Origin of the sequence: Haladaptatus cibarius D43 (assembly GCF_000710615.1) — an archaeon.
GTDB classification, from domain to species: domain Archaea; phylum Halobacteriota; class Halobacteria; order Halobacteriales; family Haladaptataceae; genus Haladaptatus; species Haladaptatus cibarius.
Genome location: NZ_JDTH01000001.1, coordinates 480,734 through 506,177 on the forward strand (window position 1 = coordinate 480,734; position 25,444 = coordinate 506,177).

Sequence of the window (25,444 nt, forward strand, 5' to 3'; positions counted from 1 at the left end):
ACTTATTTTCACATAATGGAGGGTCACCCGTGAGTTCTGGAGCAGGTGCCGAGTTAATTTACATCGTCGCCGCCATCATCGGCATCGGCGTCGTCTCGCAGGTGTTGGCAGACCGATTCCAAGTGCCGAGCGTTTTGTTCTTGCTCTCGGCGGGAATCATCGTCGGCCCTGTCGGAATCGGGTTGGTAGACCCCTCATCGTTCGGAACTGCGCTTTCGTCGATTGTCGGCCTGAGCGTCGCCATCATCGTTTTCGAGGGGGCGTTCCATCTCAAGCTGAACAAACTCCGAGAGGCCCCGTCCGCCCAGATTCGCCTCGTGACGATTGGTGCGCTCATTTCGCTGGTCGGCACCGCCGTCGTCGTTCACTTCGCGCTGGATACGAGTTGGGGGCTTTCGTTCGTCATCGGGTCGCTTCTCGTGGCGACCGGCCCGACGGTTATCACGCCGATTCTGTCCGTCGTCGCCGTTCGTGACCGTGTCGGCGCGGCGCTGGAAACGGAAGGTATCGTCAACGACGTAACCGCGGCGATTCTCGCGGTCGTCATATTCAACGTTGTCGTCCTCTCGGGAGGCGAACCGTTCGCCCCCGTCGAGTTCGTGAGCGAGTTCTTCAACAGACTCGGCACCGGACTCATCTTCGGGCTTATCGTCTCCCTCGTCATCTGGTACGTACTTCGATACGTTGACCTCTCGCGGGAAAACGCGCCGCAAAACGCCCGTCTCATCGTGTTGGCCGGGGCACTTATCGCCTATGGCGCGGCGGATTTCTTCGCAAAAGAAGCGGGTGTCGCCGCAGTTGCGACGGCGGGCATCGTCCTCGGAAACGCGGATTTACCCTACGAGGAGCGAATCGAGGAGTTCAAAGGCGACATTACGCTCGTCGTTCTCTCGTTCGTGTTCATCACGCTCGCGGCACTGCTGGAACCCGCCGACCTCTTTTCGCTGGGAGTCGGCGGTGTGGTGGTTGCCCTCACTGTGATGCTTCTTCTTCGGCCGCTCCTCGTGTTCATTTCGACTGCCGGAACGCAGTTCACGCGCGGCGAAAAGCTGTTCGTCAGCTTCGTCGGGCCGCGTGGTATCATCCCGGCGTCCGTCGCAACTCTGTTTGCACTCGAACTACAGCAGACACAACCAATTCCGAATTCGGGGGCAGCGGCGACGACGCTCATCGGAACCGTCTTCCTCGTCATCGTCGTCACCGTCGTATTCGAAGCCGGTTTTGCCCGACACATCGCAGAAAAATTGAACGTGATTCCAATGCGTGTACTCATTATCGGAGGCGGAAAGGTGGGCCGTGCGCTCGCCGCACGCCTCGAAGACCGTGGAGAGAACGTCGTGCTCATCGAGCAGGACGAAACGATGATCCAGACAGCCCGCGACGAAGGGTTCACCGTCCATCGCGGCGACGGAACCGATACGGAAGTTCTTCGGGCGGCGGGTGCTGACAACGCGAAAATCGTCGTCGCTGCGACTGGCGACGACGATGCGAACTTGTTGATTGCACAACTCGCAGACTCGAAGTTCGACGTGGAGACCGTCATCGCTCGGGCGAACAATCCGGACAACGTGGACGCCTTCGAAGACCTCGGCGTTCGCACCATCTCCTCGTCGCTTTCTACGGCGTGGGCAATCGACAACGTCATCGAACGTCCGGCGCTGTCGAACTGGATGACCGAACTCGGCCGAAGCGGCGACGTACAGGAAATAGAAGTTACTGCAAAAGACCTCGTGGGCAAGACGATTGCCGAATTGGACGACACCCTCCCGAACGGCGTTCTCATTGCGCTCGTCGGTCGAGATGGCGATACGCAGGTGCCGGACGAGGGGTTCACGCTCCAGCGAGGTGACCACATTACGTTCCTCGGCCGAAAAGAGGCGGTTCGAGACAGTATCGACCTCTGTCATCCACAACAGCGAGCATAAAACGGATCTGCTACTCCGCCCGTTTCTCCTCTACTGCCGTCCGTTTTTATCCCTCCGAATCAGTTCGAGATTGACTGCCGAGAGCAACATGAACGACCCGAGAAGCAGTCCAGCGTACACGAGAACGGGAATTTCTGTGAACGGATACATTCCCAATATCCGGCAGAAAACGGCGAATCCGCCGACGAGTGCCAATCCGAGATAGTAGACGCTCCAGTTCGACGTTTCGGATGCCGGATAGAGATATTCGTCGAGTTCGTTTGCCCGTTCGTCGAGCCGAACGTTTCCGCGCTGTCTGTCGTAGTCGATAATCCCCGCGTCCGCCATCTTCGGCAGATGCGTCTGATACAAGGAGGTGTACACGGACTTTCGCTCTTTAGAAGAGACGAGTTCGACGGAGGTGTCGTTTTCCCACGCCGCAACCGCTTCCGCAAGTTCGCCGATGGAAACCGCACCCGACTGTGACCGAAGGTATGAGAGGGTGTAGCGACGCCGGGCATTCGTGAGGATTTCGAACGCCATGTCGCGTGACAGTATTTGCGCTCCGGACGATGGCTCGGTGGTCATAGTCGCGTGCTGTAGTCGGCCTACCGGGCGTTACACTGCTTCAACTTCGGGGTAGAACCGCAAAAAGATGTTCGTCGGTTTAGACCGCTTCACGGCAGAAAAAAGCCATTTCGGGAGTAGACTGCGGAATCGTGAACTGTATTTTTATACCGTCTACTCTCCAACTGTTTCGTATGCTTCACACAGCAGGGTCACTGCTGACTATCGACGTGGGTGAGCGAGAAACACACACCGAGAACATAGACGACGTGTTGTCATCGTTCGTCGGCGGGCGGGGTGTGGCGACGAAACTTTCCCACGACCGGATTCCGTTCGATGCCGACCCGTTCGGCCCGGAAAACAGCCTGTTTTTCACGACCGGCCCGTTGCAAGTCTCGAACATGAGTTTCACGGGGCGGATGAACTGTACCGGCGTCTCACCGCTCACGGACGGCTTGCTCTCCTCGAACGCTGGCGGCTTTCTCTCCCGTCATTTCGGTGCGACCGGATACGGCGCGGTGGCACTGACCGGCCAGAGTGACGACCTGCTGGCGATTCACGTCACGGACGGAGGAATCGAGTTCGAGGAAGTTCCCGAACTCGCCGGAGCGACGACCTCCGAAGTCGGCGAATACATGGCAGAAAACCACGACCTCGGCGACGAACAACTCCTCGTTTCCGGCCCGGCGGGCGAAAATCGCGTTCGGTTCGCGTCAATCATGACGACGGAACACCGGGCGTTCGGACGGGGCGGACTCGGTGCGGTGATGGGAGCGAAAAACGTCAAATGTGTCTCCTTCGAAGGAGATTCCGCCCCGGACATCGACATCGATTCGATTCAAATGGACGTGCACCGGGAGGCCGCGACGGCCGACGACCATCCAATGAAATCCGCCGGAACGACCAGCGTGACGGAGTACGCGAACCACGTCAGTGCGCTTCCTTCCTACTACTTCTCGGAACTGGAGTTCGAGGGCGCAAGCAACATCGGCGGCGATGCAGTCTCCGACAAAAAGTACAAGAAGGGAACCTGCTCGCAGTGTGCCTTCGCCTGCAAATTACCGACGAAAGACGAGGAAACCGGAGTGGAAACCGAGGGCCCGGAGTACGAGACGGTGATGGCCTTCGGAAGCAACGCCGGAGTGGACGACGTGGTTTCCGTGATGAAATCGAACGACCTCTGTGACGAATTGGGGATGGACACCATCTCCTGCGGCGACGTGGTTTCGGCCTACCTCGCCGCGAACGACGAGTTCGGCAACTCAGACCTTATCCACGAACTCGTGGAGAAAATCGCTCACCGCGAGGACGAAGGCGACCTACTCGCGGAGGGTGTCCACCGCGCCGCGGACGAACTCGGCGTCGAAGACTGGACGGTCAAAGGACTCGAATTTGCGGCCCACGACGGTCGTACCCTGAACGGACAGGGACTCGCCTTCGCCACCTCCAACCGTGGTGCCGACCACATGTACGCCGAGTTTTATTCGAAAGAGTACCCCCTCGTCAGCAAGGACGAGGCGGTTGACCCGACCGGTTTGGAGGGGAAACCGCCGCTCATCGTGGCAAAGGAAAATTACAATGCGATTCTCGACAGCGGCGTCGTTTGCAAGTTCTCGCGGGACTTCATGACCGAAGAACGCCTCGAAACCCTACTCGATACCGACTACGACGAGTTGATGGAAATCGGTGCAAAAGTGGTCGCACTCGAACGCCACTTCAACAACGAACGCGGATTTGACCGCGAGGACGACACTCTTCCCTACGACCTGCCGGACTTTGAGCGCGCATTGTCCGAGTATTACGAAATTCGAGGATGGGAGGACGACGGGACGGTTCCCGAAGATTCCGGCGTCGTGAGCGCGGACGACTAACGGCGTCCGGAATCGCCGTTGTCATGTTTCAGCGAGACGTGGTAGAGGCGAAAATCATAGAATAGAACCGCAAGAAATCGAACTCACGACCCAGGACAAAACCCCGATACTGACCCCCGATGCAGTCTCCCAACTCGCAAGTGGCATAGCGGATGTGAAAGCCGGAAAGACGATTTTACTCAAGAGACGAAAGAAATTCTCGAAAGAAACTGAACCGCCTACCGTCGTTCGAACGTCATCGCTCCACCCTGCCCGAAGCCGACACAGAGCGTGGCGAGTCCTTTCTTGGCATCGCGCTTTTGCATCTCGTGGACGAGCGTGACCGGGAGGCGCGCGCCGGAGGCACCGAGTGGGTGGCCGAGGGCGATTGCGCCGCCGTTGACGTTGAACTTCTCGTCATCGACGCCGAGTTCGCGCTGGCTGTAAAGCGTCTGGCTGGCGAACGCTTCGTTGAGTTCCACGAGGTCGAACTCCTCTATGTCCTCGCCCGTGCGTTCGAGCAGGCCTTTCGTGGCCGGAACCGGGCCGATTCCCATCATCGTCGGGTCAACACCGGCGACGTTGTTGTCGCCGACGTAGGCGAGGATGTCGAGGCCGTGGTCTTCCGCAAAGGCTTCGCTGGTGACGAGGGTGGCCGCCGCGCCGTCGGAAATTTGGGAGGCGTTGCCGGGCGTGACCGTGCCGTCTGCTTTGAACACTGTTGGGAGGCCTTGTAGGGCTTCGAGGCTGGTATCCGGACGGATGCCTTCGTCTGCTTCGACGACTCCGTCTTCGGTTTCGATTGGGACGATTTCGTCGTCGAATCGGCCTTCCTCGGTCGCCGCTGCGGCGCGCTGGTGGCTACGGAGGGCGTATTCGTCTTGGTCTTCGCGGGCAATGTCGAACTCTTCTGCGACCTTCTCGGCGGTCATCCCCATCTGGAGTTCGGGAAGATTGTACTGCTCGGACATCTCCGGGTGGAAGTTTCGGCCCTCGTATGCGCCGGACATCGGGACGCGGGACATGTTTTCGACCCCGCCCGCGATGATGGCGTCTCGCTGGCCCGCTCGAATCGCGTCACTTGCGCTGATGAGCGACTGCATGGAGGATGCACACCATCGGTTGATGGTCGTCGCCGGAACGCTCTCGCCGAGGTCGGAGAGGAGCGCGATGATTCGCGCGACGTTGTTGTCCTGCTGACCGCGCTGTTGGGCGACGCCCCACATCAGGTCGTTGATGTGGTCGCCGGTCAGACCGGTTTCTGCAAGAATCGTGTTGATGAGCGGAGTCGAGAGGTCTTCGCTTCGAACCGCTTCGTACACGCCGCCGTCCTTTCCTTGCGGCGTTCTCACTGCTTTGACGATGACTGGTGTGGTGTCTTTACTCATGCCAGACCGTTCTCGCTGGATGCCCTTAAGTGGCGGTAGAACTCCGAGTAAATGAGAAACAGTTTGTAAGTTTATTGACTAACGACGCGGGTTCAGAAACTATTTGTCCGAACCGAGTCCATATCGTCTGTAACTCCCGACGATGCAAGGTTCCGACACTGCTCAGACGACCACTCGCTCCCGTTCCCTCCCGTCGAGCGAGGAGTCCGGCCTGCTGGCGCGCTTTGCCAGTCCGGTTTCGCTCGTCATCCTCCTCACGGTTTTCGCGCTCGCGCTCCGGTTCGTTGACCTCGGCGCGCGCGTCGCCCATCAGGACGAGGCCCGCGTCGCCTACTGGATTGCCCGCTACGCCGAAACAGGGGTTTGGCACTACCGACCTATCGTTCACGGCCCGTTCCTCGTCCACGTGAACTCGATTTTGTTCTCTCTCTTCGGAACGAACGACTTCTCGATGCGACTTATCGTCGCCCTGCTCGGCGGATTGCTCCCGCTTTCTGCCCTGCTGTTCCGCGAGCGATTGCGTCCGTCCGAGACAGTCGCGCTCGCGGCCCTGTTCGCGCTGAATCCCATCCTGCTCTACTACTCGCGGTTCATGCGAAACGACGTTCCGCTGGCCGCGGTGATGGTATTCGCCCTCGGTTTTTTCGTTCGATTTTCCGATACCAGAAAACTGCGCTATCTCTTCTTGGGCGTCGCCTCGTTCGCACTCGGCTTTACGATGAAGGAAAATGCCCTTCTTTACGTCGCTTGTTGGGTCGGCGCAGGGGTTCTGCTGTACGACCACCGCCTCTTCCTGCGGCGCGTCGGCAACGAGGGAATCGCTGGCGCGATTCCGCCGAAACTGCGTAACTGGTTTCGGGAGAACGACAAGCAGTCCGTTGCGCTACAAATCCTCATCGGAATCGCCGTTACGCTGCTCGCGGTCATCGAGTTCTTCGCCATCATCATCTTCTTCTACGCGCCGCGGTCACAAGGACAACCCGGCCCGGGCCTCTGGAAAGCGTTCTCCAACCCCGGCATGTTCCCGGACATCATCGGTACTGCAACCATCGGCACGTGGAACGAGTTTATGAGTTGGACGGGCCACACCGACCACCCGTATCTGCCGTTTTTCACCGACTTCCTGCGGACGATTGAAGTCGGCGCGCTGGCGCTCTGTCTGCTCGCAGTTGTCGGATTCGTCGTTGACCGTTACTCTGGCGACCGCCCGAACGACATCGTCTCGTTCGGCTTCTACTGGGGCGTCGCAAGCCTCCTCGGTTATCCCCTCGTGATGGACATCAAAGCCGCGTGGGCGCTGGTGCACGTCGTCGTTCCACTGGCCTTCCCCGCCGCAGTCGCCCTTGCGTTAGTCTTCCGCTGGGGTCGAGACGGCTACGAACGTCGGGACGACGTGAGTGCCATCGCCGCCGTCGTCCTGTTACTGCTCGTCTCGGCGCAGGTCGGAATGGCGGCTTACGACACGACCTACCAGAACGACCAAAACCCGGACAATCAACTCGTCCAGTTCGCTCAGTCGTCGTCCACCGATGCGAAACCACTCCTCTCCGACCTGCAGCGAATCTCACAGGAGAACGAAGGCACGGACGTGCTGTTCTACGGAACCGAACTGTACTCCGAAGACGAATCCGCCGACGATATCGCACCCGTTGGAAACGGCGGCGATGGCTGGTTCGCCCGTCTCCCCTTGGCGTGGTACTTCGAGGCCGTCGATGCGGAGGTAAACAGCACCAACGATGCCGACGACCTTCAGGGAGAGAACCCGCCAATCATCATCACGATGAACAGCGTGACGACGTGTTCCGACCAGTCGGGTACCGCCGAGGACATCGACCAGCATATGGACGGCTACAGTCGGTACCAGTTCGACCGATACGGCTTCGACAGTGGCTGTACCGTCAGTAGCATGGCGATTTACGTCGAAAACGGGCAGGCGTCCGCGAATCAAACCGCGTAATTCGCAAACCGACTATCTTCGTATCGAGCGCTATCGAACCCGTTTCCTCTCGAATTTTCAGAAAATATTTATTAGATACGGGAACAGTACTTGCTAATGCCATCCACCCTCCGAACCGTTCTCGACCAGCAGTTAGCACGAATTTACGACAGAGATGCCGTCTGAAGCACAATCCCGTTCGCCAGTTTCGGTGTCGAGTATCCGCGAATCGCTCACGACCACCGCGACCCGCACCCAACTGGCCGTCATCGGCATCACGGTTTTCGCCCTGTTTCTCCGTCTCATCAATCTCGGCGCGCGCGTCGCCCATCAGGACGAAGCCCGCGTCGCCTACTGGATGGCCCGATATGCCGAAAACGGCGTTTGGTTCTATCGCCGGTTCGTTCACGGTCCGTTTTTCTTCCACGTCAACTCCTTTATGTTCGAGATTTTCGGCGCGAACGACTTCATCATGCGACTCGTCGTCGCGTTGATGGGCGCTGCGCTTCCGCTCGCTGCCCTCTTGTTCCGAAAGCGACTGCGCCCGTCCGAGACGGTCGCGCTCGCGGCCCTGTTCGCGCTGAATCCCATCCTCCTCTACTACTCGCGGTTCCTCCGAAACGATGTCCCATTAGCCATGGTGATGGTGTTCGCCCTCGGCTTTTTCGTCCGGTTTTTCGACACCAGAAAACTGCGCTATCTGTTCTTGGGCGTCGCCTCGTTCGCACTCGGCTTTACGATGAAAGAAAACGCCCTGCTGTATCTCGCCTGCTGGGTTGGTGCAGGGGCACTCGTGTACGACCACCGCCTCTTTCTTGGACGGGTCGGGAACGAAGGTATTGCGGGGGCGATTCCGCCGAAACTGCGCAACTGGTTCCGGGAGAACGACGGACGAACGATAAAGAGAACTGTCCTCAAGGGAGTCGGTGTCGTCCTGCTTGTGGTTGTCGAGTTCCTCGCTATCATCGTCTTCTTTTACGCGCCGCGGTCACAAACCCGGCCGGGAGTCGGCCTGTGGAAGGCCTTCTCGAATCCGGGGATGTTTCCCGAACTCATCCACACATCGACGGTCGAAACGTGGCAGCAGTTCATCAGCTGGTCTAACAGTTCCGACCACGCTTATCTTCCGTACCTCATCGACTCCCTCCGGTCGCTCGAAGTCGGTGCGCTGGCGCTCTGTCTCCTCGCCGTCGTCGGATTCCTCGTTGACCGTTATTCGGGTGACCGCCCGAACGCTCTCGTTTCGTTCGGGTTCTACTGGGGCGTTGCCAGTGTTCTCGGCTACTCCCTCGCAATGGACATCAAGGCCGCGTGGGCGATGGTACACGCCGTCGTTCCACTGGCGTTCCCCGCGGCGGTCGGCCTCGCGCTGATTTTCCGCTGGGGTCGAGAGGGCTACGAACGCGGCGACGACGTGAGCGCCGTCGCCGCCGCCGTTCTGTTACTGCTCGTTTCGGCACAGGTCGGGATGGCGGCCTACGATACTTCCTACCAGAACCCACAGAGTCCGGACAATCAACTCGTCCAGTATGCCCAGTCGGCATCCAGCCCTGACGATGTGAAACCGCTCCTTTCCGACCTCCAGCAAATATCACAGGAGAACGACGGTACCGACGTGCTGTTCTTCGGTGAGGAACTCGACACGCCCGATGAATCCGACAACGACGTACCGCCCCCCGGGCCGGGGTGGCACGCTCGACTTCCCCTCGGATGGTACTTCGAAACTGCGGACGCCGAGGTCGCCAGTACCAACCGCTCGACCGACCTTGCTGGTGAGAAACCACCTATCGTTGTCACGCTGAACAACGTTTCGACGTGTATCTCGGAAGATGGCACCGCCGAGGACATCGACTCGTACATGGAGGGGTATGAAGCACACCAGTTCCAGCGGTACGGCTTCAACAGTGGGTGCCACGTGAGCGATATGACGATTTACGTCGAAGAAGAGCGGATCATTTCCGAATCCTGATTATTCGCCGAGTCGTCGTCGGAGCACGGCGGTACCGCCGACACCGGCGACCGTCGCCAGCCAGCCGAATCCCGGTTGCCCGGTTTCGGCCGTCGTTTCGGAGGATTGAGACGTCGTTCTCTGCTGTCCGGATTCCAATCCGTCATCGGCCGTTCCTGTTTTATCGGCCTGCGTCCGGGTCGTTTGAGTCGTCCGATTCGTTTCCTTTCCGGTGAGGTCGAAGGACGAAAGCGCATCTCGGAGCGTAACGATGTCTATCCCTCGTTCTTTCGCCATTCGAATCGCTGTTTTGATACGGCTCGGTGGAAGGCGTTCGTGCCAGCTGTGCCCACCGAGGATTCCGAGCGCGCTTCTGTCGGCCACCCCGTCGAGGAACTCCGCGAGCTCGGTTTCGGTCATCTTTCCTTTGCGGAACATCGTCCTCGACAAGTGCGGGAGTGTGATGTCTCCACCCCGGTGTATCTGGCCCCGACCACCGATGGCAAGCCCCCCGTTTGCGACAGCGGTGTAGTACTCACCCGCGAGTTCACGTGTTCGAGGGCCGTACGCACCATACGGCATCACCATGTTCGTGACGGTGACTCCGTACTCCTCCAGTTGCGTCCTCGACTCTCTGAGGGAAGTTCGTACCACTTCGTCCACGTATCGTTCGGTTACACCATCGTCGGCGGCGAACGACGTTCCGACCGCCGAATCGAGCGTCACGAACTCCCCTCGCTCGTCGGAGTCTCTTCCGCGAACCGTGACGGTGGCGGACTGCGAGCCGTCGTTGACGACCAGTCGATCTCCTTCCATTTTCCCGTGGAGGTTGGACTCGACGTAGAGTTTCCGGTCGTCCGGGGCGATATCCTCGGTCACCGCCATGGCACCGAGCGCGCGGTGGCGAACGGAGTGGGACATGATTTCCCATCCGTTGTCTTCGAGTTCGCGGAGCTGCGCCGCGCTGAGGTTTCCGTCGGTGCCAACGCCTGCCGACGGAACGGCCGCGCACCCCGGGACGTCCTCTTCTCGATGCGCTCGCTGATACGCGTGCGTGTAATCCTTGATAGGACCGTCGTCGTAGGTGAACACCACTTTTCCGTTCGTAGACTGGGCAGCGGACGTTCCGACGACCACTGTCCCCCCGGCGACGGCCATCCCGGTTCGCTTGAGAACGTCACGACGCGTCGAAACGCGTTTTCTTGTCATCGTTGGCTACTCCCCTGTCATCCGCATGGCAACCGACCGAATCGCTCGTGCGATGCCCGTCCCTTCGGCGACGCGTCCGCCGGTTTGCTGGACGGCGTGTGCATTCTGCACCGCAATTTTTCCGGCTTCGGCGGCGATGTCCCATCCGGTTCGCTCGACGGTTTGATACCGCGTCGTTGCCCACCGGCTCGGATGTGCCAGTAAGTACAGCGTCGGACACGTGCCGGATTCGATGGCGTCTACCACGTCGGCGGTTGACCGCACGTCGCCGAAGTCGGGAACGGTCGCGTTCCAGTCACGACCGGTGTCCGAGAAGTACAGCAAATCGCTTGCTCCGTCCGAATCGAACTCCAGTCCGCTGTATGCTTCGCCGACAAGCTCGTACTCTGCGGGAGTTCTCGCATCTTCCCACATTTCTGTGTTCAGGTGCGGCGAAAGTGGACTTCCATGCGCACAGGCAGTTCGCACATCGACGTGTTCACGGAATGATTCGAGGTTGGTTGCGAACCGTGCATGTGCGGCTTCGACGTTACCGCGTACCTTCGCAAGGTCTTCATAGTGGTAACCTACTTCGTGACCCTGCGCTTCCATCTCCTGGGCGGTGTCCGGGTCGAACGTGCTCGTTCTGAAGTAGTACGTCGAATTGATGCCGCGCTCGGCTTCCGCGGTGGCCAGCGAAACGGCGTTGTCGGCCCATCGGTCGACGTCGTGTCGAAGGACGATGTACGGTTCGTCCACCACGTCCGCTTCGATGTAGTCGGCGACGGTGTAAAACTGGTATCCACTATCCTGTGCTGCGTCCAAAATTTGCTCGTAGTCTGTTAAACTGAATCCCGATAACTTCATGGGTTCGAAATTGAATTCGATACACCATTGCTTTGTTACGAGTAATCTACTCAAAATACAGAGGTAGAAGGATATGTCTGAACGTGCGATGATGGTTCGTAAACACCTACTGCGGTAGATTGAACTGATAACAAATCTGATTCAAAGGCTGCGATGACGAATCCGTCTCGCTGGGGCTTCGACGCGCTTAAGATTCTCCCGCGATAATTCACGGAAGAATGAATAGCGGGGCGCTGGACGTAATCGAGTTCTTGCTCACTGCGCGTATCTACAGCGAAAACCAAGACCTCGATGAAAACGACTTACCACCGGCCATCCGGCAGGTGTTTTGGCACGACGGGACGATAGAGCGACCGCTCCAGACGACCGTCGAAACGACGCGCGAAGCGACCGAACTCGACCAGCCGTGGGGTGCCGTTTCCGATTTGATGTTCACCGAGCGGGACACGTTCTCGGGGAACATCGAGTTGACCCAACGCGACATGGCCGAGGAGTGGTTCGTGGAGCGCGATGAGGAACGAATCGCGCGGAACCCGACGCTGGCGTACGCGCTCGCCGACCGCGACGGCGTCGATGTAGACTACGAGTCTGTGCGCGAGGCAAACCGCCCGGTGCAAGCCGACCGGGCGTGGATAGACAGCCTGCTCGAACAGCACTTCGACACTGACGAGGAAGACGAGGATGGCGAAAACATGCTCGACCTCGTGGACATCCACGCACCGGAGGAGGTCGAACTGACGTTGGATGACCTCGTCCTCACGGAAGACCAAGAGGCCGAGATTCACAAAATCGTCAAAGCCATCGAACACCGCGAATATCTCGCGGAAATCGGCCTGCGCGAAATCGGGAAAATCCTCTTCGTCGGCCCACCGGGAACCGGAAAAACCTCGACCGCGAGGGCGCTGGGCTACGACTTAGACCTCCCCTTCGTCGAAGTGAAACTGTCGATGATAACCAGTCAGTATCTCGGCGAGACGGCGAAGAACGTCGAGAAGGTGTTCGAGGTGGCAAAGCGACTCTCGCCCTGCATCCTCTTCATGGACGAGTTCGATTTCGTCGCCAAAACCCGACGGAGCGACGAACACGCGGCCATCAAACGCGCCGTCAACACCCTGCTCAAATCCATCGACAATATCTCGTTGATTCAGGACGACGTGCTTCTCATCGGCGCGACGAACCACCCCGACCAACTCGACGCGGCGGCGTGGCGGCGCTTCGACGAAATCCTGAACTTCCCGAAACCGGACGTGCAGATGCGCTCTGACATCCTCCGCGTCATCACGCGTCGGATGCAAATCAACGACTTCGACCCCGACGAACTGGCGACGAAGACGCAAGGACTCACCGGGAGCGACCTTCGACTCGTCCTCCGCGAAGCGGTGCTCGAAGCCCTCACCGAAAACCGAACGGAACTCACGCAGGACGACCTGCTCAACGCCATTCAGGGCTTCGAGGAGCGCGACAACCTGAAGGACATGGACATGATTGACGGCGACCACGACGCGCTGGTCGCTGGCGGGGATATAAGTGGTCACTCACACGACCACTGAGTGATGGAAATCACCCTCCTCGGCACTGGCGACACGACGGGGACACCGACGCCCGGTTGCGATTGCGACACCTGTTCTCTGGCTCGTGAGCGCGACGTAGAGCGCTCTCGGTTTTCGGTTCACGTCCGCAACGAGGAGACGGGCGAAAGCCTGCTCGTGGACGCCAGTCCCGACTTTCGACACCAATTTCTCACCCACGACGTTCCGCTTCCTGACGAACTTCTCATCACGCACGTCCACTTCGACCATCTCGACGGGTTGGGGAACGCCTACCGACTGTTCGACTCCCTGCCGGTTCACGCCGCGAACGAAATCGACCCGGAGAAAGACGAGAGCGTGGCCGACACGATTCGGGACAAGTTCGACTATCTCGACCGGATTTCGGTTCACGACCACGACCCGCTCACCTCGTTTTCGGCCTGCGGGTTCGACGTGACGCTCGTGCCGGTGGAACATCCGCCCCTGCTCTGCTACGGAGTCGTCATCGTCGGAAACGGGTCGAAACTCGTCCTCTCGGGGGACACGAGTTACGGGATTCCGGATGCCTCACGCGAGCAGATGATGAATCCCGGACTCTTTCTCGCGGACGCTATCGTTCCGGCATCGCTTTGTGAACACCATCCCGCGGGCGGCAGACATCACACCGAGGACGGTGTCCCGCGCACCTTCGGCTACAAACACATGACGCGCGAGGGCGCGCTGTCGCTGGCGGACGAACTCGGTGCGGAAGAAACTCGACTTGTCCACGTCTCGCATTTCTATCCCGCAGAAGAAGCGTTCCGCGAACCGTTGGCGATAGACGGCGAATGGTACCGAATTTGAGCCGATAGTATTTCGTTCTTGTCCTACCGTCGCCAGACGAACAGGGCGACTGCGAGCAGGAGTGCGACTGCGCCGACGACGAAGTCGAATCCGGGGAGCGAGGTCGGGCCGGATGAGGTTTGGGTGTTGTTCGGCCCGCCGAGACTCCCGTCGTTTCGCTCGTCATTGTCCTGTACGCCGGGGGTGTCGGAGCCAGCGTTCGGCCCGGGTTCCTGCCCATCTGCCCAGCCGTCGATAGATTGGAGGTAGGAGTGGCACTCCTTCATCGTTTCAGCGTTGTACTTTGCCGTATCTCCCGAAATTTCGTAGCTTCCGGTCACATTCCGGTCAGCCATCGTCGGGCTTTCGGCACGTTCGTCGGGCAGGCGCGCCACGTCGTACACCAGCCACGGCGCGTAGAACTCCCAGACGACTTCACCGGTCGGCGTCACTTCGATGACGCGCTGGTTTTTCGAGTCGCCGATGAGGGTGTTGCCGTTTTCGAGGCGGTCTGCGTCACGGGGCCACCTGAGGTCGTCGCCCTGTCCGAGTTCCCACGTCAGGTTCCAGCCGTCGTCCTGTTTTTCGTACTCCACGATGCGCTCGTTTTCGGAGTCAGCGACGAGGAACGTCGGGTCGCCATCTTCACTTTCCAGATAGTCCGGGTTGTGCTGTTCGTAGAGGATGTCGTGGTTGTCGTCCTCCCCGAGTTGCAGGTCGATTTCCTTCGTGGTTTTGTTGATGAGGATGGCTTGATCGAAGTTCCGCGGGGACGCGAGATACTGGTCGTCGCCGACTTTGTCTACGTCGTTCACGTGCGTCCAGTCGTTCGAGTAGTTTTTCGCGGTGTCTTTCGGGTAGTGGTTGCGGAAGTACCAGCGCCAGACGACTTCGTCTTTCTCCAAGTCGTAGACGAAGATGCTGTCGTCGTTCCGCTCGGCCTCCTCGTCGTAGGCGCGCATGTTGGCGACGAGCAACTGCGTGCCGTTGTTGATGAGGTCGATGTCATGCGTGTCGTGGATTGGGAGCGATTCTTCCCAGACGTGTTCTTGCGTTCGCGGGTTGAACTCGTAGGCGACGGTTTCCCCGTTCGCCGTTCCGGTGACGAAGAGGTTGCCGTTCTCCATCGGGTCAACGTCGTAGCCCCACACCATGCCGTGTTCGGCGGTGTGGTGTACCCACTTCACCTCGCCGTTCGGCCCGACGCCGACGAGTTTCGCGGGTTCTTTCCCGCCGTTTTCCAGCCACGAGTAGCCTTGTACGGCGATAACGGTCGTTCCGTTTGCCGGATTCACGAGCGTTCCGGCACAGGGATTCTGCGCTGTTTCCTGTCCCCCCGACTGAGCGGTGAGTGGCGAAGCCAGCAACGGAAAACAGCAAAGGAGTATCACACCGACAGCAAGGGACTGCCGTCGAGAGGGCGTCTGCATATCGGTCACTATTACCGGCCTGCGTCTTGTATGTTTACACATCCTTTCGCGGACTCATCGCCTGCACGGTACCGTCAGAGGCAGTACAAACAGATGTCATGAATCGCCACAAAAACCGTCCTCACTCCGCTCTCGAACCCAACCACGCACCGAGCGTCACCCCGTAGATGAGATGACTCACGTGAAAAATGAACCGTTCATCCGACTGAGGGTTCATTCGAAGGACGCGCTTCAGCACGACGTGAATGCCGAACACGGAGAGCAAGAATCCGTACACTGCTCCCCACATCGTTCCGGATTTTTCGTCCGTCTGCCCGGATTCGACTACTCGACGCTCGAACAGGAGCGCGAAGATACCGCCGCCGACCATCCCGTACACCAAATGGAGAACGAGTCCGTGGACGGGATACTCGCTCGCCTCCTTCTCGCCGACGAACTGCGCCCAAAACGCCGCGGTCGGCGGGAGCGAGCGCGCAATCGGAATCCGGTAGGCGGTCATGACGAGGGTGGCAATCAGTCCTCCGACGAGTCCCCGACTGAACGAGCGAGCGATGGTAATCGCATCAACTGATTCCCGCGACGAAACGGACTGTACGACCGATTTGCCCTTTCGGACTGATTCTTTGTATTCCATAGACTCCTCCGGTTCAGCGATAACTCTGTCAGTACCGGCGTCAATAGACGTTTGGGCGATGAGATAGCGATCCATTCACTGCTCGATTCAGTTCTCCGTCCGAAACGCGTCGAGCCCTGTTTGTCGTCGTTTCAGTCCGGCGGGGTCTGCGACCCACGGCGTCCGCGAATCGCGTTCGAAATCGAGGTCAACCTCCGGCGGGTCGGCAGGGTCGTGACCCGAACAGTCCGGCCCGCAGTGAACTGGATTGACGATTCGCCCTTTCCAGCGACAGTACGGAAGTCCGCCGTCCCGCGATTCGATTTCGCTACACGCCGGGAAGTCGTAGGTTCGCCAGCCTTTGCCGTAGGCGCGTTCCGCCATTCGCCTTCGCTGGCGGGCCTTCGCCGCCGCGCTGACGACGCGAACGTCCGCTTTCCCCGCATGCTGTTCTATGAGTTCGGTTCCCGCCGTATCGGTTTCGAGCGCCGTCGGTTCGCGGACGACTTCGATTTCCCGCTCATCTTCACCTCCCGCAAACCGCCAGACGCCGACCTCCTCTGGAATCCGGTTCAGGTGCGCGCGGGTGACGTAGCTCTCGGTCGCCAAAATAACTTCGTCCACGAGGCCGAGGCTCACGTCCTTGCGGAGTTGCGTTTCGAGGTCGCCGGGGTCTGCGAGGTCTGGTTTGTTCTCGATGCCGACGAGTTTCCCGAACCAGTCGGGGTAGCGCGCGACCTGCCGGACGTACTCCCTGCCGCGCCGTCGCTTCCGTTCGAAAAAGCCGATTTCGACCGCCCTGTCCACGACCTTCCGGGCGTACTCCGGCGACGTGTCGAAAGCGTTTCGCCAGTAGCGCGACTGTCCGACGCCGACCTCGCTCTCGATTGCGGCGTCGGGAATCCGCTCGTTCGTGAGTTTCGCGCGGGCGTCGAACCCAGAATCGGGTTCGACGCACAGCACGTCGATGATGCGGTTCGACGGTGCGTGAACACCGCCGCCGATTTGTCTGGCGAGAACGTCGTCCGTCGTCGCTTCGAGATGGGCACACAGCGCCAGTTCGAACGGGAACTCTCGCACGATACGAGGTTGGTGCGCTGAAAACAAAAATGCCGCGTCAGTGGTGTGCCGTCTCAGTCGTCTCCCGTTCCCATTTTCATGATCGGTTCCGGTTCTCGCCGCCCGTCCTCGCCGGGCGTGTCGAACAGGGACGCGAGACTGTATTTCGCTCGGATGAGGATTCCCTCTTCTCTCACTCGTCTGCGCTTCTCACTCGGGTTTTCGCGCTCGTCTCTCGACTCGCGCTCTTTGCGTGTCGGTTCTCGGTCTTTGATTGGGTAGTAACTCCCCCGTGAGTGGCACATCGGTTCTCCCCCGCGAGAAAAATTGGCGAGGGACTTCAATAGTCGTTCGCGTGAGTTTCGAAACGGGAGGAGTAAACCTTAGAGTCGGAACGCAGTGAGAATCGTGGCTACGATTCGCACGACGAGGAATGGAGCAAGCACCGCAATGCCGATGCCTGCGACCCAACCGAGGAGCATCACAGCAAGGTTGCCGCCGAGCAGTTCAGCGCCGTAGATGTACGCGAGTCCGGTGAGGACGACAGCACCGACAGCGAGGGCGAGAGTACACAGCGCGACCAGCATCCGGCGAATCGCGTCGAAGGTTGGAATCCGTTTCGGGAGGGTGGTGGTTTCGTATTTCATGGTGCGTCTCCTCAGGTAGAGAGAGGACTGCGTACCGCAAAAGTGTTGGCTGAAATACAGTTATGTTGGGCGCGCTACTGAAATCGGATCCTGCATTTCAAATGTCATCTTTTCCTGTTGATTCCGAACCGCCGGCTGTCGTCAGTCTATTCTCCATCGATCAAAAACAGTCTCTACTCGTTATGCGACCTGTCTGCGCTCGATTTCGACGACGTTCAGGTCATCGTCCACGATGACGCGGAGTTCGCCGTCGGAAAGCGAAATCGTCACTGCGATTTCCCACGGGTCGTCGGCGAGAATCGTCGTCTGCTCGTCGCTCACGCACCACGAAAGCGCCCAGAACGGTTTCTGACAGAGGTCGATTCCGTGGTCGCTGTAGAAGGTGACGACCTGCGATTGGTCGAGAAGCGACAACCCGACCGTCGAACGAAGTCGGTGCCGACACTGCTCACACTGGTGGTCAACGCGGATTTTCGTTCCCAAAATGTCCTCCGAATCTCGGGTCACGTCCGTCCGCATCTTCCCGTTGCACTCCGGACACACGCCGTCGGCGGCGAGACAGTGGAGGTGTCGCACGCGCTGGTTGAACGCGTCCATGATTTCACAGTCGGTTCGGTCGTTCAATCCGCCCGGCGGGAACGAATAACTTCCGTACAGTTTCGCGCAGTCGGGACAGTCGATTACCAGCGTCTCGTCCTCGTAGGTGGCGTGCAGGTTCGCGCCGCAATCGGCACAGGTTTCTTCGAGTTCGATTGGGTCGAGTCGCGGATGCTCGTTGAACGACCCGGCGAGAATCGCGCTAACGACCTTCTTCCCGGCCTGCCGGAAGTCATAGCCGTCGTCGGTTTGTACGACGAAGTGGTCGGCCAACTGCTGGAGGTGGTAGTTGAACTGCGCGCTGTCGCGCATGCCGACTTCCTTCCGAAGTTCCGAGAACCGAACCGGCCGTTCGGGCGCTTGCCAGAGGGCTTCGAGGATGGAGAGACGTGTCTCGTTGGCGATAACCGAAAACGCTTCCGCCGGAGCGAGACAATCGTCGCATTCCTGAAGCGGGGTGTCACTGCTCATATACCCACTACGGACGGGTAGCGAATAAAACGTTATGTGTATTTCATTTTTGCAACTATCTTGTCAGAAGCGCGCGCTATACCAGAACAGTAGGTTTATCAGTCGTTCGGGCCGAATCTACGATAAATTACTCTCAGGAGGTCAACGTTGACAGGAACACACAACCAACCGGAGGTGAACATCGGTCTCGTCGGGCACGTCGACCACGGGAAAACGACTCTCGTGCAGGCGCTTTCCGGCGAATGGACCGACCAGCACTCCGAAGAGATGAAACGAGGCATCTCGATTCGACTCGGCTATGCGGACGCGACGTTCCGGCAGTGTCCAGACGTGGACGCTCCGGAGTGTTACACAGTCGATGAGACGTGCCCCGACGGTTCGGACAGCGAACCGATTCGTACAGTTTCGTTCGTGGACGCACCCGGCCACGAAACGCTCATGGCGACGATGCTTTCGGGCGCATCACTGATGGACGGCGCGGTGCTCGTCGTCTCGGCCACGGAGACCGTTCCACAGGCCCAGACCGAAGAGCACCTGATGGCGCTCGACATCATCGGCATCGAAAACATCGTCATCGCGCAGAACAAAATCGACTTGGTTGACCGCGACCGCGTGGAGCGCAACTACGAACAGATTCAGGAGTTCGTGGAAGGCACGGTTGCGGAAGACGCACCAGTCGTCCCGATTAGCGCCCAGCAGGAGGTCAACATCGACCTGCTGATGCAAGCTATCGAGGAAGAGATTCCGACGCCGGAGCGCAATCCGGACGACGACCCACAGATGTACGTCGCCCGCAGCTTCGACATCAACCGTCCCGGTACGACGTGGGACAAACTCACGGGCGGGGTTCTCGGCGGCAGTCTTGTGCAGGGGAACCTTACCGAAGGCGACGAACTCGAACTACGTCCCGGCCGCGAAATCGACGAAGGCGGCCAGACCCATTGGGAACCCATCCAAACCGACGTTCGCTCCCTTCAGGCGGGCGGCGAGATGGTGGACGAGGTCACGCCCGGTGGACTGCTCGGTGTCGGTACTGGACTCGACCCGAGTTACACCAAAGGTGACGCGCTGGCCGGACAGGTCGCGGGAACGCCCGGCAGTCTCCCCCCGACGTGGGAGCAGTTCACGATGGAAATCGACCTGCTCGATCGACTCGTCGGCTTGGACGACGAGGAAATCGACGAAATCAGCACGGGCGAACCGCTCATGCTGACCGTCGGCACCGCGACGACCGTCGGTTCGGTCACCAGTGCGCGCGACGGCGAGTGCGAAGTCGCACTCAAACGCCCCGTCTGCGCACCGGAAGGCGCGAAAATCGCCATCAACCGCCGTATCGGCGCACGCTGGCGACTCATCGGAATCGGAACGCTCACCACCAACTGATGGTTCACACGGTCGCCATGGACACGAGCGCGCTCATGATGCCCGTCGAATCGGGCGTCAGGGTGTTCGACGAACTCGACAGGCTGTTGGGCCAGCTCGACTGCGTCACACCCCGTGCCGTCATCTCGGAACTCGACGGACTCTCTCAAGGCGGCGGCGCAGAAGCGACCGCCGCCAGCGTGGGCGCGGATTTGGCGACTCGCTGTCGAACCATCGATCACGAAGAATCGTACGCAGACGACGCGTTCGTCGAACTCGCACCCGAGTTCGACTTCGTCGTCACGAACGACGCCCCCCTTCGGAAACGTCTGCTCGACGCTGGCGTACCGGTAATTCATATAAGGGGGCAGAACAAACTCGCAATCACTCAACCATAGCATGTACAAACGGGTTAGACTGAAAGATACGGTCGAGGTTCCGCCCCAGTTCCTCGCAGATGTAACGCCGGGGCTGGTGCAGCGACTCCTACAGGACAAACTTGAAGGACGGATGGACGAGGACGTCGGCAGCGTCGTCAGCGTCACCGAAGTTCACGACATCGGTCACGGCGCGGTACTTCCAAACCGCCCCGGCGTCTACTACGAAGCGGAGTTCGACGCCGTCACGTTCGACCCTCAGATGCAGGAGGTCGTGGACGGAGAGGTCGTGGAAGTCGTCAACTTCGGTGCGTTCGTCGGTATCGGGCCGGTGGACGGACTGCTCCACGTCTCCCAGATTTCGGACGAATATCTCGCCTTCGACGACGAGAATCAACAGCTCGCCTCGCGCGAGTCCAACCGCACGCTCGGCGTCGGTGACTCGGTTCGCGCTCGAATCGTGACGAAGAGCATCGACGAGCGCAATCCGCGCGAGAGCAAAATCGGCCTCACGGCGAAGCAGGTCGGCCTCGGCAAACACGGTTGGCTGAAAGAAGACCGTGACTCGCGCCAAGCGACTACCGAGAGTGAATAACCATGGCCAGTAATCGACTCGCCTGCCGCGACTGCCACGCCGTGCTCCAAGCTGACGAGGAGATCTGCTCGATATGCAACTCCACCAGCCTCACGGAGGACTGGAGTGGCTACGTCGTCATCGCCCACCCCGAGGAGAGCGAAATCGGACAGGAGATGGGTGTGTCGGAACCGGGAAGCTACGCGCTGAAAGTCAGATAACGTGACCGACTCCGTCGTCTCGCTCCCTCGCGCACTGCGAAGTGAGCTAAAGGAACCGCTCGGGCCGATTTTCACCGATGCAGAGCGACTTCTCGAATCCGCTGGAAGCCCACTCGTCGCAGTCGGCGACGTCGTCACCTACCATCTCGAATCGGTCGGCGTCACGCCGGACGTGGCGCTGGTGGACGGACTGACGAAACGCGACACAGTCTCACCAAAAATTCGGGATGCAGTGAGCGACGACGCGAAACACGTCCCGGTCGAGAATCCTGCGGGAGTGCTCACCCACGACCTCCTTTCGGCGCTCGTCGAGGCAATTGTCGCGCCCGAGGCGACCGTTCTCGTCGTCGAAGGCGAAGAAGACCTCGCGGCGCTTCCGGCGGTGCTCGCCGTGCCTGAGGGGGGAAGCGTCGTATACGGTCAACCGGACGAAGGAATGGTTCTCGTGCAGGTGACTTCGGCTGTGAAAGAGCAGGTTACCGACCTGCTCTCGCAGATGGATGGCGACACGGAGCGACTCTTCTCGCTCGTTGATGACGGTCGAAATTCATAATTCGCTAAGCGAAAAAATTTATTGGGTGTGGCCTGCCACCTCATAACAATGCCTAGCGGTCAGCGTGGGGACGACGCGACCGTGGAGTTCACGCGGATGCTCCAGCAGTTGAAACGCAGGGGCTGTAATCTGTTGCTTGTTGGGTCAGTTCCCGATTCCGTTCTGTCGTGTGCTAGTCGGAAGTTTTTCGGCGACCCTCACGAACGTCGGTTTCGCGTGGTCGTTCTCACTGGAACGTCCCGGACGACGGTCGATGAACGAATACCGATGTACGGCACCCACGAAGAGCGGACGGCCGTCATCACACATCTAACCGAACTAGCGGATTACGGAGTTCAACCGGTTCGCGTCGATTCGGGCGTTCCGGAGCTTTCTACTGCCGTCTCGTCGGCGATAACCTCCTTCGAGACGGACGACGGCCTGCAATCGGGACAGCTTCGAGTTGGGTTGGATTCGCTCGAATCGCTGTTCGAACGCTACGACCCCGAAGTCGTCCGACAGTTCCTCGGCGTCGTCACGGGACAGGTTCGCGGTGCGAACGGGATGGGCCACTTCATTCTCCCCCGCGACTACGACCACGAACTCGTGAGCGAACTTGCGCCGCTGTTTGACGGAATAATCGAGTACCGCGTCGATGGAGAAGGGCAAGAACAGTGGCATTTCCCCCACCGAGATTTGCAGTCTCCGTGGCTTTCGGTGTAGGGTACCAATCGCCCACTTCGAAATCCTTTTACACGCTACAGGGAGAAAAGGAGTATAACTGAGTGTTACACATGGAAGTCGAAATCCTCTCACAGGAGCAGAATCCAATGCTCCACCGGAATGAAGTGCGGTTCCAGATAGTTCACGACGAGGCAACGCCCTCGCGCCTCTCGGTGCGAGACAGTCTCGCGGCGAAACTCGACAAGAACGCGGACGAAGTCGTCATCCACGAGATGAGTACGAAGTTCGGCATGCGCAAGACGGTCGGCTACGCGAAAATCTACGACAGCTCCGAGGACGCGCGCGACGTCGAACAGGACTACATGCTCGAACGCAACAAAATCACGGCAGACGACGCCGACACCGACGCGGAAGCGGAAGCCGAGGAGGCTGAATAATGGCGCGAAACGAACTCTACAACGACGACGGCACGACCGAACGAGAACAGTGCCCGCGCTGTGGCGACTCGTTCCTCGCAGACCACGGTGACCGCGTTCACTGTGGCAAATGTAGCTACACCGAGTGGAACTAAATGCGAATCCTCGGCGTTGAGGGTACTGCGTGGGCGGCCAGCGCGGCGGTCTACGACGTGAATACAGACTCCGTTTTTATCGAAACCGACGCCTACCAACCGGAGAGCGGCGGGATTCATCCGCGAGAAGCCGCAGAGCACATGAGCGATGCGATTCCAGCAGTCATCGAGACGGCTCTCTCCAACGCAGACGGCCCAATTGACGCTGTCGCCTTCTCGCGCGGGCCGGGACTCGGCCCGTGTCTTCGCATCGTCGGAACTGCGGCGCGCGCGCTGTCCCAGAGTCTCGATGTTTCACTTATCGGCGTGAACCACATGGTCGCCCACCTCGAAATCGGGCGACAGCAGTCGGGCTTCGACTCCCCTATCTGTCTGAACGCGAGCGGTGCGAATGCACACGTCTTGGGCTACCGAAACGGACGCTATCGCGTCCTCGGCGAGACGATGGACACGGGCGTCGGTAACGCAATCGACAAGTTCACGCGACACGTCGGGTGGTCGCACCCCGGCGGGCCGAAGGTCGAGGAGGCCGCGAAAGACGGCGAATACATCGAACTCCCCTACGTCGTGAAGGGGATGGACTTTTCGTTCTCGGGTATCATGAGCGCGGCGAAGCAGGCCGTCGATTCGGGCGAGGCAATCGAGGACGTTTGCTTTTCGCTTCAGGAGAACATCTTCGCCATGCTGACCGAGGTTGCAGAACGCGCGCTCTCGCTCACGGGACGCGACGAACTCGTCCTCGGCGGCGGCGTCGGCCAGAATGCGCGACTCCGAGAGATGTTAGAAGAGATGTGCGACCAGCGCGGTGCGAAGTTTTACGCCCCCGAACCGCGATTCCTGCGGGACAACGCGGGGATGATTGCGGTACTCGGTAAGGAGATGTTGGATGCAGGCGATACGACTCCCGTCGCGGATTCGGCGATCGATTCGAACTACCGACCCGACCAAGTGGCCGTGTCGTGGCGAACCGACCGCGAGGAGGTGTTCCGCAACGTCGGCGAGCGCGAGATTCGGGGCGCGGAAGCCACCGTTTCCATCGGTTCCGAGCGCGTGACGAAGCGCAGGGCGGTCAAATCCTACCGCCACCCCGAACTCGACGCGCGTCTTCGAAAGGAGCGCACGACCCTCGAAGCGCGCCTGACGAGCGATGCGCGCCGGGCCGGGGTTCCCACCCCTGTCGTCTACGACGTTGACCCCACGGAGGCCTCCATCGAGTTCGAACACGTCGGCGAAAGCGACCTCCGCGAGGAACTGACCGCATCCCGAGTGCGCGACGTGGGTCGGCATCTCGGAACGATGCACCGCGAAGGAATCGTTCACGGCGACCCGACGACGCGAAACGTCAGGTGTGCGGGGGGCGACACGCCACCGAACGAGCGAGCGAATGATTCCCGCGAGTCCGACCGAACGTTCTTCATCGACTTCGGATTGGGCTACTACTCCGATGACGTGGAGGACTACGCGATGGATTTGCACGTCTTCAATCAGAGCCTCGTCGGAACTTCCGACGTGGCCGACGAGTTGTGGCGCGAGTTCGAATCCGCCTACGTAGAAACTGGTGACGAGCAGGTCGTTACCCAATTGCGCGAAATCGAAGGCCGCGGGCGGTATCAGTAGCGACTTCGGCGTGGTGCAGTCGTCTCACGTCTTTTCCGAAATGAGCACGATTTTGACGGAGCGGCGACCGCAGAAGTCACGACTGCATGCCGCGCCCGAAGGCCGAGGTTTCATCCGGGACGCGAAGCGTCTCTTGTCCTCACCCCGGCGTTCGCCCGTTCTCGGCCCAACGGATTCGGCAGGGAACGGGCGAACGAACAAAAGAGCGAGTGGCGAAGCCACGAGCGACTGCGTGAGTTCGGGCGTGGCTTGGAGTCGTGTGAGCAATCGTCTCTTCGTCACCACGACTTGTTCAACGGTTACCTCTCCATTCGCCGATTCCCACGAAAGTTCCTCGGCTACGAACACCTCTCGGTCATCGCCAACTCATGCCCCAAACGCTATTACCGGTGCGAACATTCGCTATCATATGTCCGACAAAGAAACTTCAGGAACCCTCTTCGGCATGCCGTACAACTTCGAACGCCCCAGCGTCGGCCGGATGCTGTCGGCCTACTGGAAACCCGGCGAGAAGATGCTGGTCGAAAAACCGTTCGGCATCGGCTACACGCTCAACCTCGCCAACTGGCGCTCGTGGCTCGTCCTCGCCCTCGCTGGCATCCTGCTCTGGCAGGAAAAAAGCGGCCCGGACGTGGAGGACGTGAAAGACGAACCCGTCGAAGTCATCGTGGACGACGACTGATTCGACGC

The 25,444-nt window shown here is 59.6% G+C and carries 27 protein-coding genes; 17 read left to right on the forward strand and 10 right to left on the reverse strand.

All coding sequences use genetic code 11. The annotated features are described in order from the left end of the window. Window positions 1-29: 29 nt before the first annotated feature. The gene (locus HL45_RS02470; RefSeq protein WP_049969513.1) at window positions 30-1,925 is read left to right on the forward strand and encodes a cation:proton antiporter domain-containing protein; all 1,896 of its coding nucleotides are present in this window, start codon (window positions 30-32) and stop codon (window positions 1,923-1,925) included. Window positions 1,926-1,955: 30 nt separating this feature from the next. Here HL45_RS02470 and HL45_RS02475 read toward each other — a convergent pair whose 3' ends face one another. Then, window positions 1,956-2,492, reverse strand: coding sequence for a DUF7344 domain-containing protein (locus tag HL45_RS02475; RefSeq protein WP_049969514.1), 537 nt, complete (start codon window positions 2,490-2,492; stop codon window positions 1,956-1,958). A gap of 173 nt (window positions 2,493-2,665) precedes the next feature. On the opposite strand from HL45_RS02475, the gene HL45_RS02480 reads away from it, so the two are divergent. After that, window positions 2,666-4,342: an aldehyde ferredoxin oxidoreductase family protein gene (locus HL45_RS02480; protein ID WP_049969515.1), complete on the forward strand. Its 1,677-nt coding sequence runs from the start codon at window positions 2,666-2,668 to the stop codon at window positions 4,340-4,342. A 218-nt stretch (window positions 4,343-4,560) separates the two neighbouring features. Here HL45_RS02480 and HL45_RS02485 read toward each other — a convergent pair whose 3' ends face one another. Beyond that, on the reverse strand, window positions 4,561-5,709 hold the full coding sequence (locus tag HL45_RS02485) for a thiolase family protein (RefSeq protein ID WP_049969516.1): 1,149 nt from the start codon (window positions 5,707-5,709) through the stop codon (window positions 4,561-4,563). Window positions 5,710-5,851: 142 nt separating this feature from the next. Between HL45_RS02485 and HL45_RS02490 the strand changes: the two genes are divergently transcribed. After that, window positions 5,852-7,666, forward strand: coding sequence for a flippase activity-associated protein Agl23 (locus HL45_RS02490; protein WP_049969517.1), 1,815 nt, complete (start codon window positions 5,852-5,854; stop codon window positions 7,664-7,666). Between the two features lie 154 nt (window positions 7,667-7,820). Further along, window positions 7,821-9,614 (forward strand): flippase activity-associated protein Agl23, encoded by a 1,794-nt coding sequence (locus HL45_RS02495; RefSeq protein ID WP_049969518.1) that lies wholly within the window; start codon window positions 7,821-7,823, stop codon window positions 9,612-9,614. On the opposite strand, the gene HL45_RS02500 is transcribed toward HL45_RS02495, so the two are convergent. Beyond that, a complete protein-coding gene (locus tag HL45_RS02500) occupies window positions 9,615-10,802 on the reverse strand; it encodes a polysaccharide deacetylase family protein (protein WP_049969519.1) in 1,188 nt (395 codons plus the stop codon). It abuts the gene before it with no gap. A 6-nt stretch (window positions 10,803-10,808) separates the two neighbouring features. After that, window positions 10,809-11,606 (reverse strand): polysaccharide deacetylase family protein, encoded by a 798-nt coding sequence (locus HL45_RS02505; protein ID WP_211250817.1) that lies wholly within the window; start codon window positions 11,604-11,606, stop codon window positions 10,809-10,811. A 260-nt stretch (window positions 11,607-11,866) separates the two neighbouring features. On the opposite strand from HL45_RS02505, the gene HL45_RS02510 reads away from it, so the two are divergent. Both HL45_RS02510 and HL45_RS02515 read left to right on the forward strand, forming a co-directional pair. Then, window positions 11,867-13,198: an ATP-binding protein gene (locus tag HL45_RS02510; protein WP_049969520.1), complete on the forward strand. Its 1,332-nt coding sequence runs from the start codon at window positions 11,867-11,869 to the stop codon at window positions 13,196-13,198. 3 nt (window positions 13,199-13,201) lie between these two features. Then, window positions 13,202-14,020 carry an MBL fold metallo-hydrolase gene (locus HL45_RS02515; RefSeq protein WP_049969521.1) on the forward strand — a complete coding sequence of 273 codons (819 nt, stop codon included), beginning with the start codon at window positions 13,202-13,204 and terminating at the stop codon, window positions 14,018-14,020. 23 nt (window positions 14,021-14,043) lie between these two features. Here HL45_RS02515 and HL45_RS02520 read toward each other — a convergent pair whose 3' ends face one another. From HL45_RS02520 to HL45_RS02545, 6 genes are all read right to left on the reverse strand, one after another. Beyond that, window positions 14,044-15,429, reverse strand: a complete 1,386-nt coding sequence (locus HL45_RS02520) for an aryl-sulfate sulfotransferase (protein WP_049969522.1) — start codon at window positions 15,427-15,429, stop codon at window positions 14,044-14,046. Window positions 15,430-15,550: 121 nt separating this feature from the next. Continuing rightward, window positions 15,551-16,063 (reverse strand): hypothetical protein, encoded by a 513-nt coding sequence (locus HL45_RS02525; RefSeq protein ID WP_211250818.1) that lies wholly within the window; start codon window positions 16,061-16,063, stop codon window positions 15,551-15,553. An 87-nt stretch (window positions 16,064-16,150) separates the two neighbouring features. Further along, on the reverse strand, window positions 16,151-17,122 hold the full coding sequence (locus HL45_RS02530) for a DUF5787 family protein (RefSeq protein WP_049969523.1): 972 nt from the start codon (window positions 17,120-17,122) through the stop codon (window positions 16,151-16,153). Between the two features lie 53 nt (window positions 17,123-17,175). Beyond that, window positions 17,176-17,406 carry a hypothetical protein gene (locus HL45_RS02535; protein WP_049969524.1) on the reverse strand — a complete coding sequence of 77 codons (231 nt, stop codon included), beginning with the start codon at window positions 17,404-17,406 and terminating at the stop codon, window positions 17,176-17,178. Window positions 17,407-17,484: 78 nt separating this feature from the next. Next, on the reverse strand, window positions 17,485-17,748 hold the full coding sequence (locus tag HL45_RS02540; protein WP_049969525.1) for a hypothetical protein: 264 nt from the start codon (window positions 17,746-17,748) through the stop codon (window positions 17,485-17,487). A gap of 180 nt (window positions 17,749-17,928) precedes the next feature. Beyond that, a complete protein-coding gene (locus tag HL45_RS02545) occupies window positions 17,929-18,816 on the reverse strand; it encodes a winged helix-turn-helix domain-containing protein (RefSeq protein ID WP_049969526.1) in 888 nt (295 codons plus the stop codon). A 147-nt stretch (window positions 18,817-18,963) separates the two neighbouring features. Here HL45_RS02545 and HL45_RS02550 point away from each other — a divergent pair, with 147 nt between their 5' ends. The 11 genes from HL45_RS02550 (at window position 18,964) to HL45_RS02600 (ending at window position 25,436) form a co-directional block, all read left to right on the forward strand. After that, window positions 18,964-20,199, forward strand: coding sequence for a translation initiation factor IF-2 subunit gamma (locus HL45_RS02550; RefSeq protein ID WP_049969527.1), 1,236 nt, complete (start codon window positions 18,964-18,966; stop codon window positions 20,197-20,199). A 17-nt stretch (window positions 20,200-20,216) separates the two neighbouring features. Next, window positions 20,217-20,576 (forward strand): PIN domain-containing protein, encoded by a 360-nt coding sequence (locus HL45_RS02555; RefSeq protein WP_049970070.1) that lies wholly within the window; start codon window positions 20,217-20,219, stop codon window positions 20,574-20,576. Between the two features lies 1 nt (window position 20,577). Next, window positions 20,578-21,150, forward strand: coding sequence for a DNA-directed RNA polymerase (locus HL45_RS02560; RefSeq protein ID WP_049969528.1), 573 nt, complete (start codon window positions 20,578-20,580; stop codon window positions 21,148-21,150). A gap of 2 nt (window positions 21,151-21,152) precedes the next feature. Continuing rightward, on the forward strand, window positions 21,153-21,350 hold the full coding sequence (gene spt4, locus HL45_RS02565) for a transcription elongation factor subunit Spt4 (RefSeq protein WP_049969529.1): 198 nt from the start codon (window positions 21,153-21,155) through the stop codon (window positions 21,348-21,350). Between the two features lies 1 nt (window position 21,351). Further along, window positions 21,352-21,903, forward strand: coding sequence for a GTP-dependent dephospho-CoA kinase family protein (locus tag HL45_RS02570; protein ID WP_049969530.1), 552 nt, complete (start codon window positions 21,352-21,354; stop codon window positions 21,901-21,903). A gap of 48 nt (window positions 21,904-21,951) precedes the next feature. Further along, window positions 21,952-22,605: a DUF7504 family protein gene (locus HL45_RS02575; protein ID WP_049969531.1), complete on the forward strand. Its 654-nt coding sequence runs from the start codon at window positions 21,952-21,954 to the stop codon at window positions 22,603-22,605. Window positions 22,606-22,676: 71 nt separating this feature from the next. After that, window positions 22,677-23,003, forward strand: coding sequence for a 30S ribosomal protein S24e (locus tag HL45_RS02580; protein WP_049969532.1), 327 nt, complete (start codon window positions 22,677-22,679; stop codon window positions 23,001-23,003). After that, window positions 23,003-23,137, forward strand: a complete 135-nt coding sequence (locus HL45_RS02585) for a 30S ribosomal protein S27ae (RefSeq protein ID WP_049969533.1) — start codon at window positions 23,003-23,005, stop codon at window positions 23,135-23,137. The genes HL45_RS02580 and HL45_RS02585 overlap by 1 nt, the downstream gene beginning before the upstream one ends. Next, on the forward strand, window positions 23,138-24,754 hold the full coding sequence (locus tag HL45_RS02590; protein WP_049969534.1) for a bifunctional N(6)-L-threonylcarbamoyladenine synthase/serine/threonine protein kinase: 1,617 nt from the start codon (window positions 23,138-23,140) through the stop codon (window positions 24,752-24,754). Between the two features lie 86 nt (window positions 24,755-24,840). Next, the gene (locus HL45_RS20685) at window positions 24,841-24,990 is read left to right on the forward strand and encodes a hypothetical protein (RefSeq protein WP_158413649.1); all 150 of its coding nucleotides are present in this window, start codon (window positions 24,841-24,843) and stop codon (window positions 24,988-24,990) included. A gap of 173 nt (window positions 24,991-25,163) precedes the next feature. After that, window positions 25,164-25,436: a DUF5808 domain-containing protein gene (locus HL45_RS02600; RefSeq protein WP_049969536.1), complete on the forward strand. Its 273-nt coding sequence runs from the start codon at window positions 25,164-25,166 to the stop codon at window positions 25,434-25,436. Window positions 25,437-25,444: the final 8 nt, after the last annotated feature.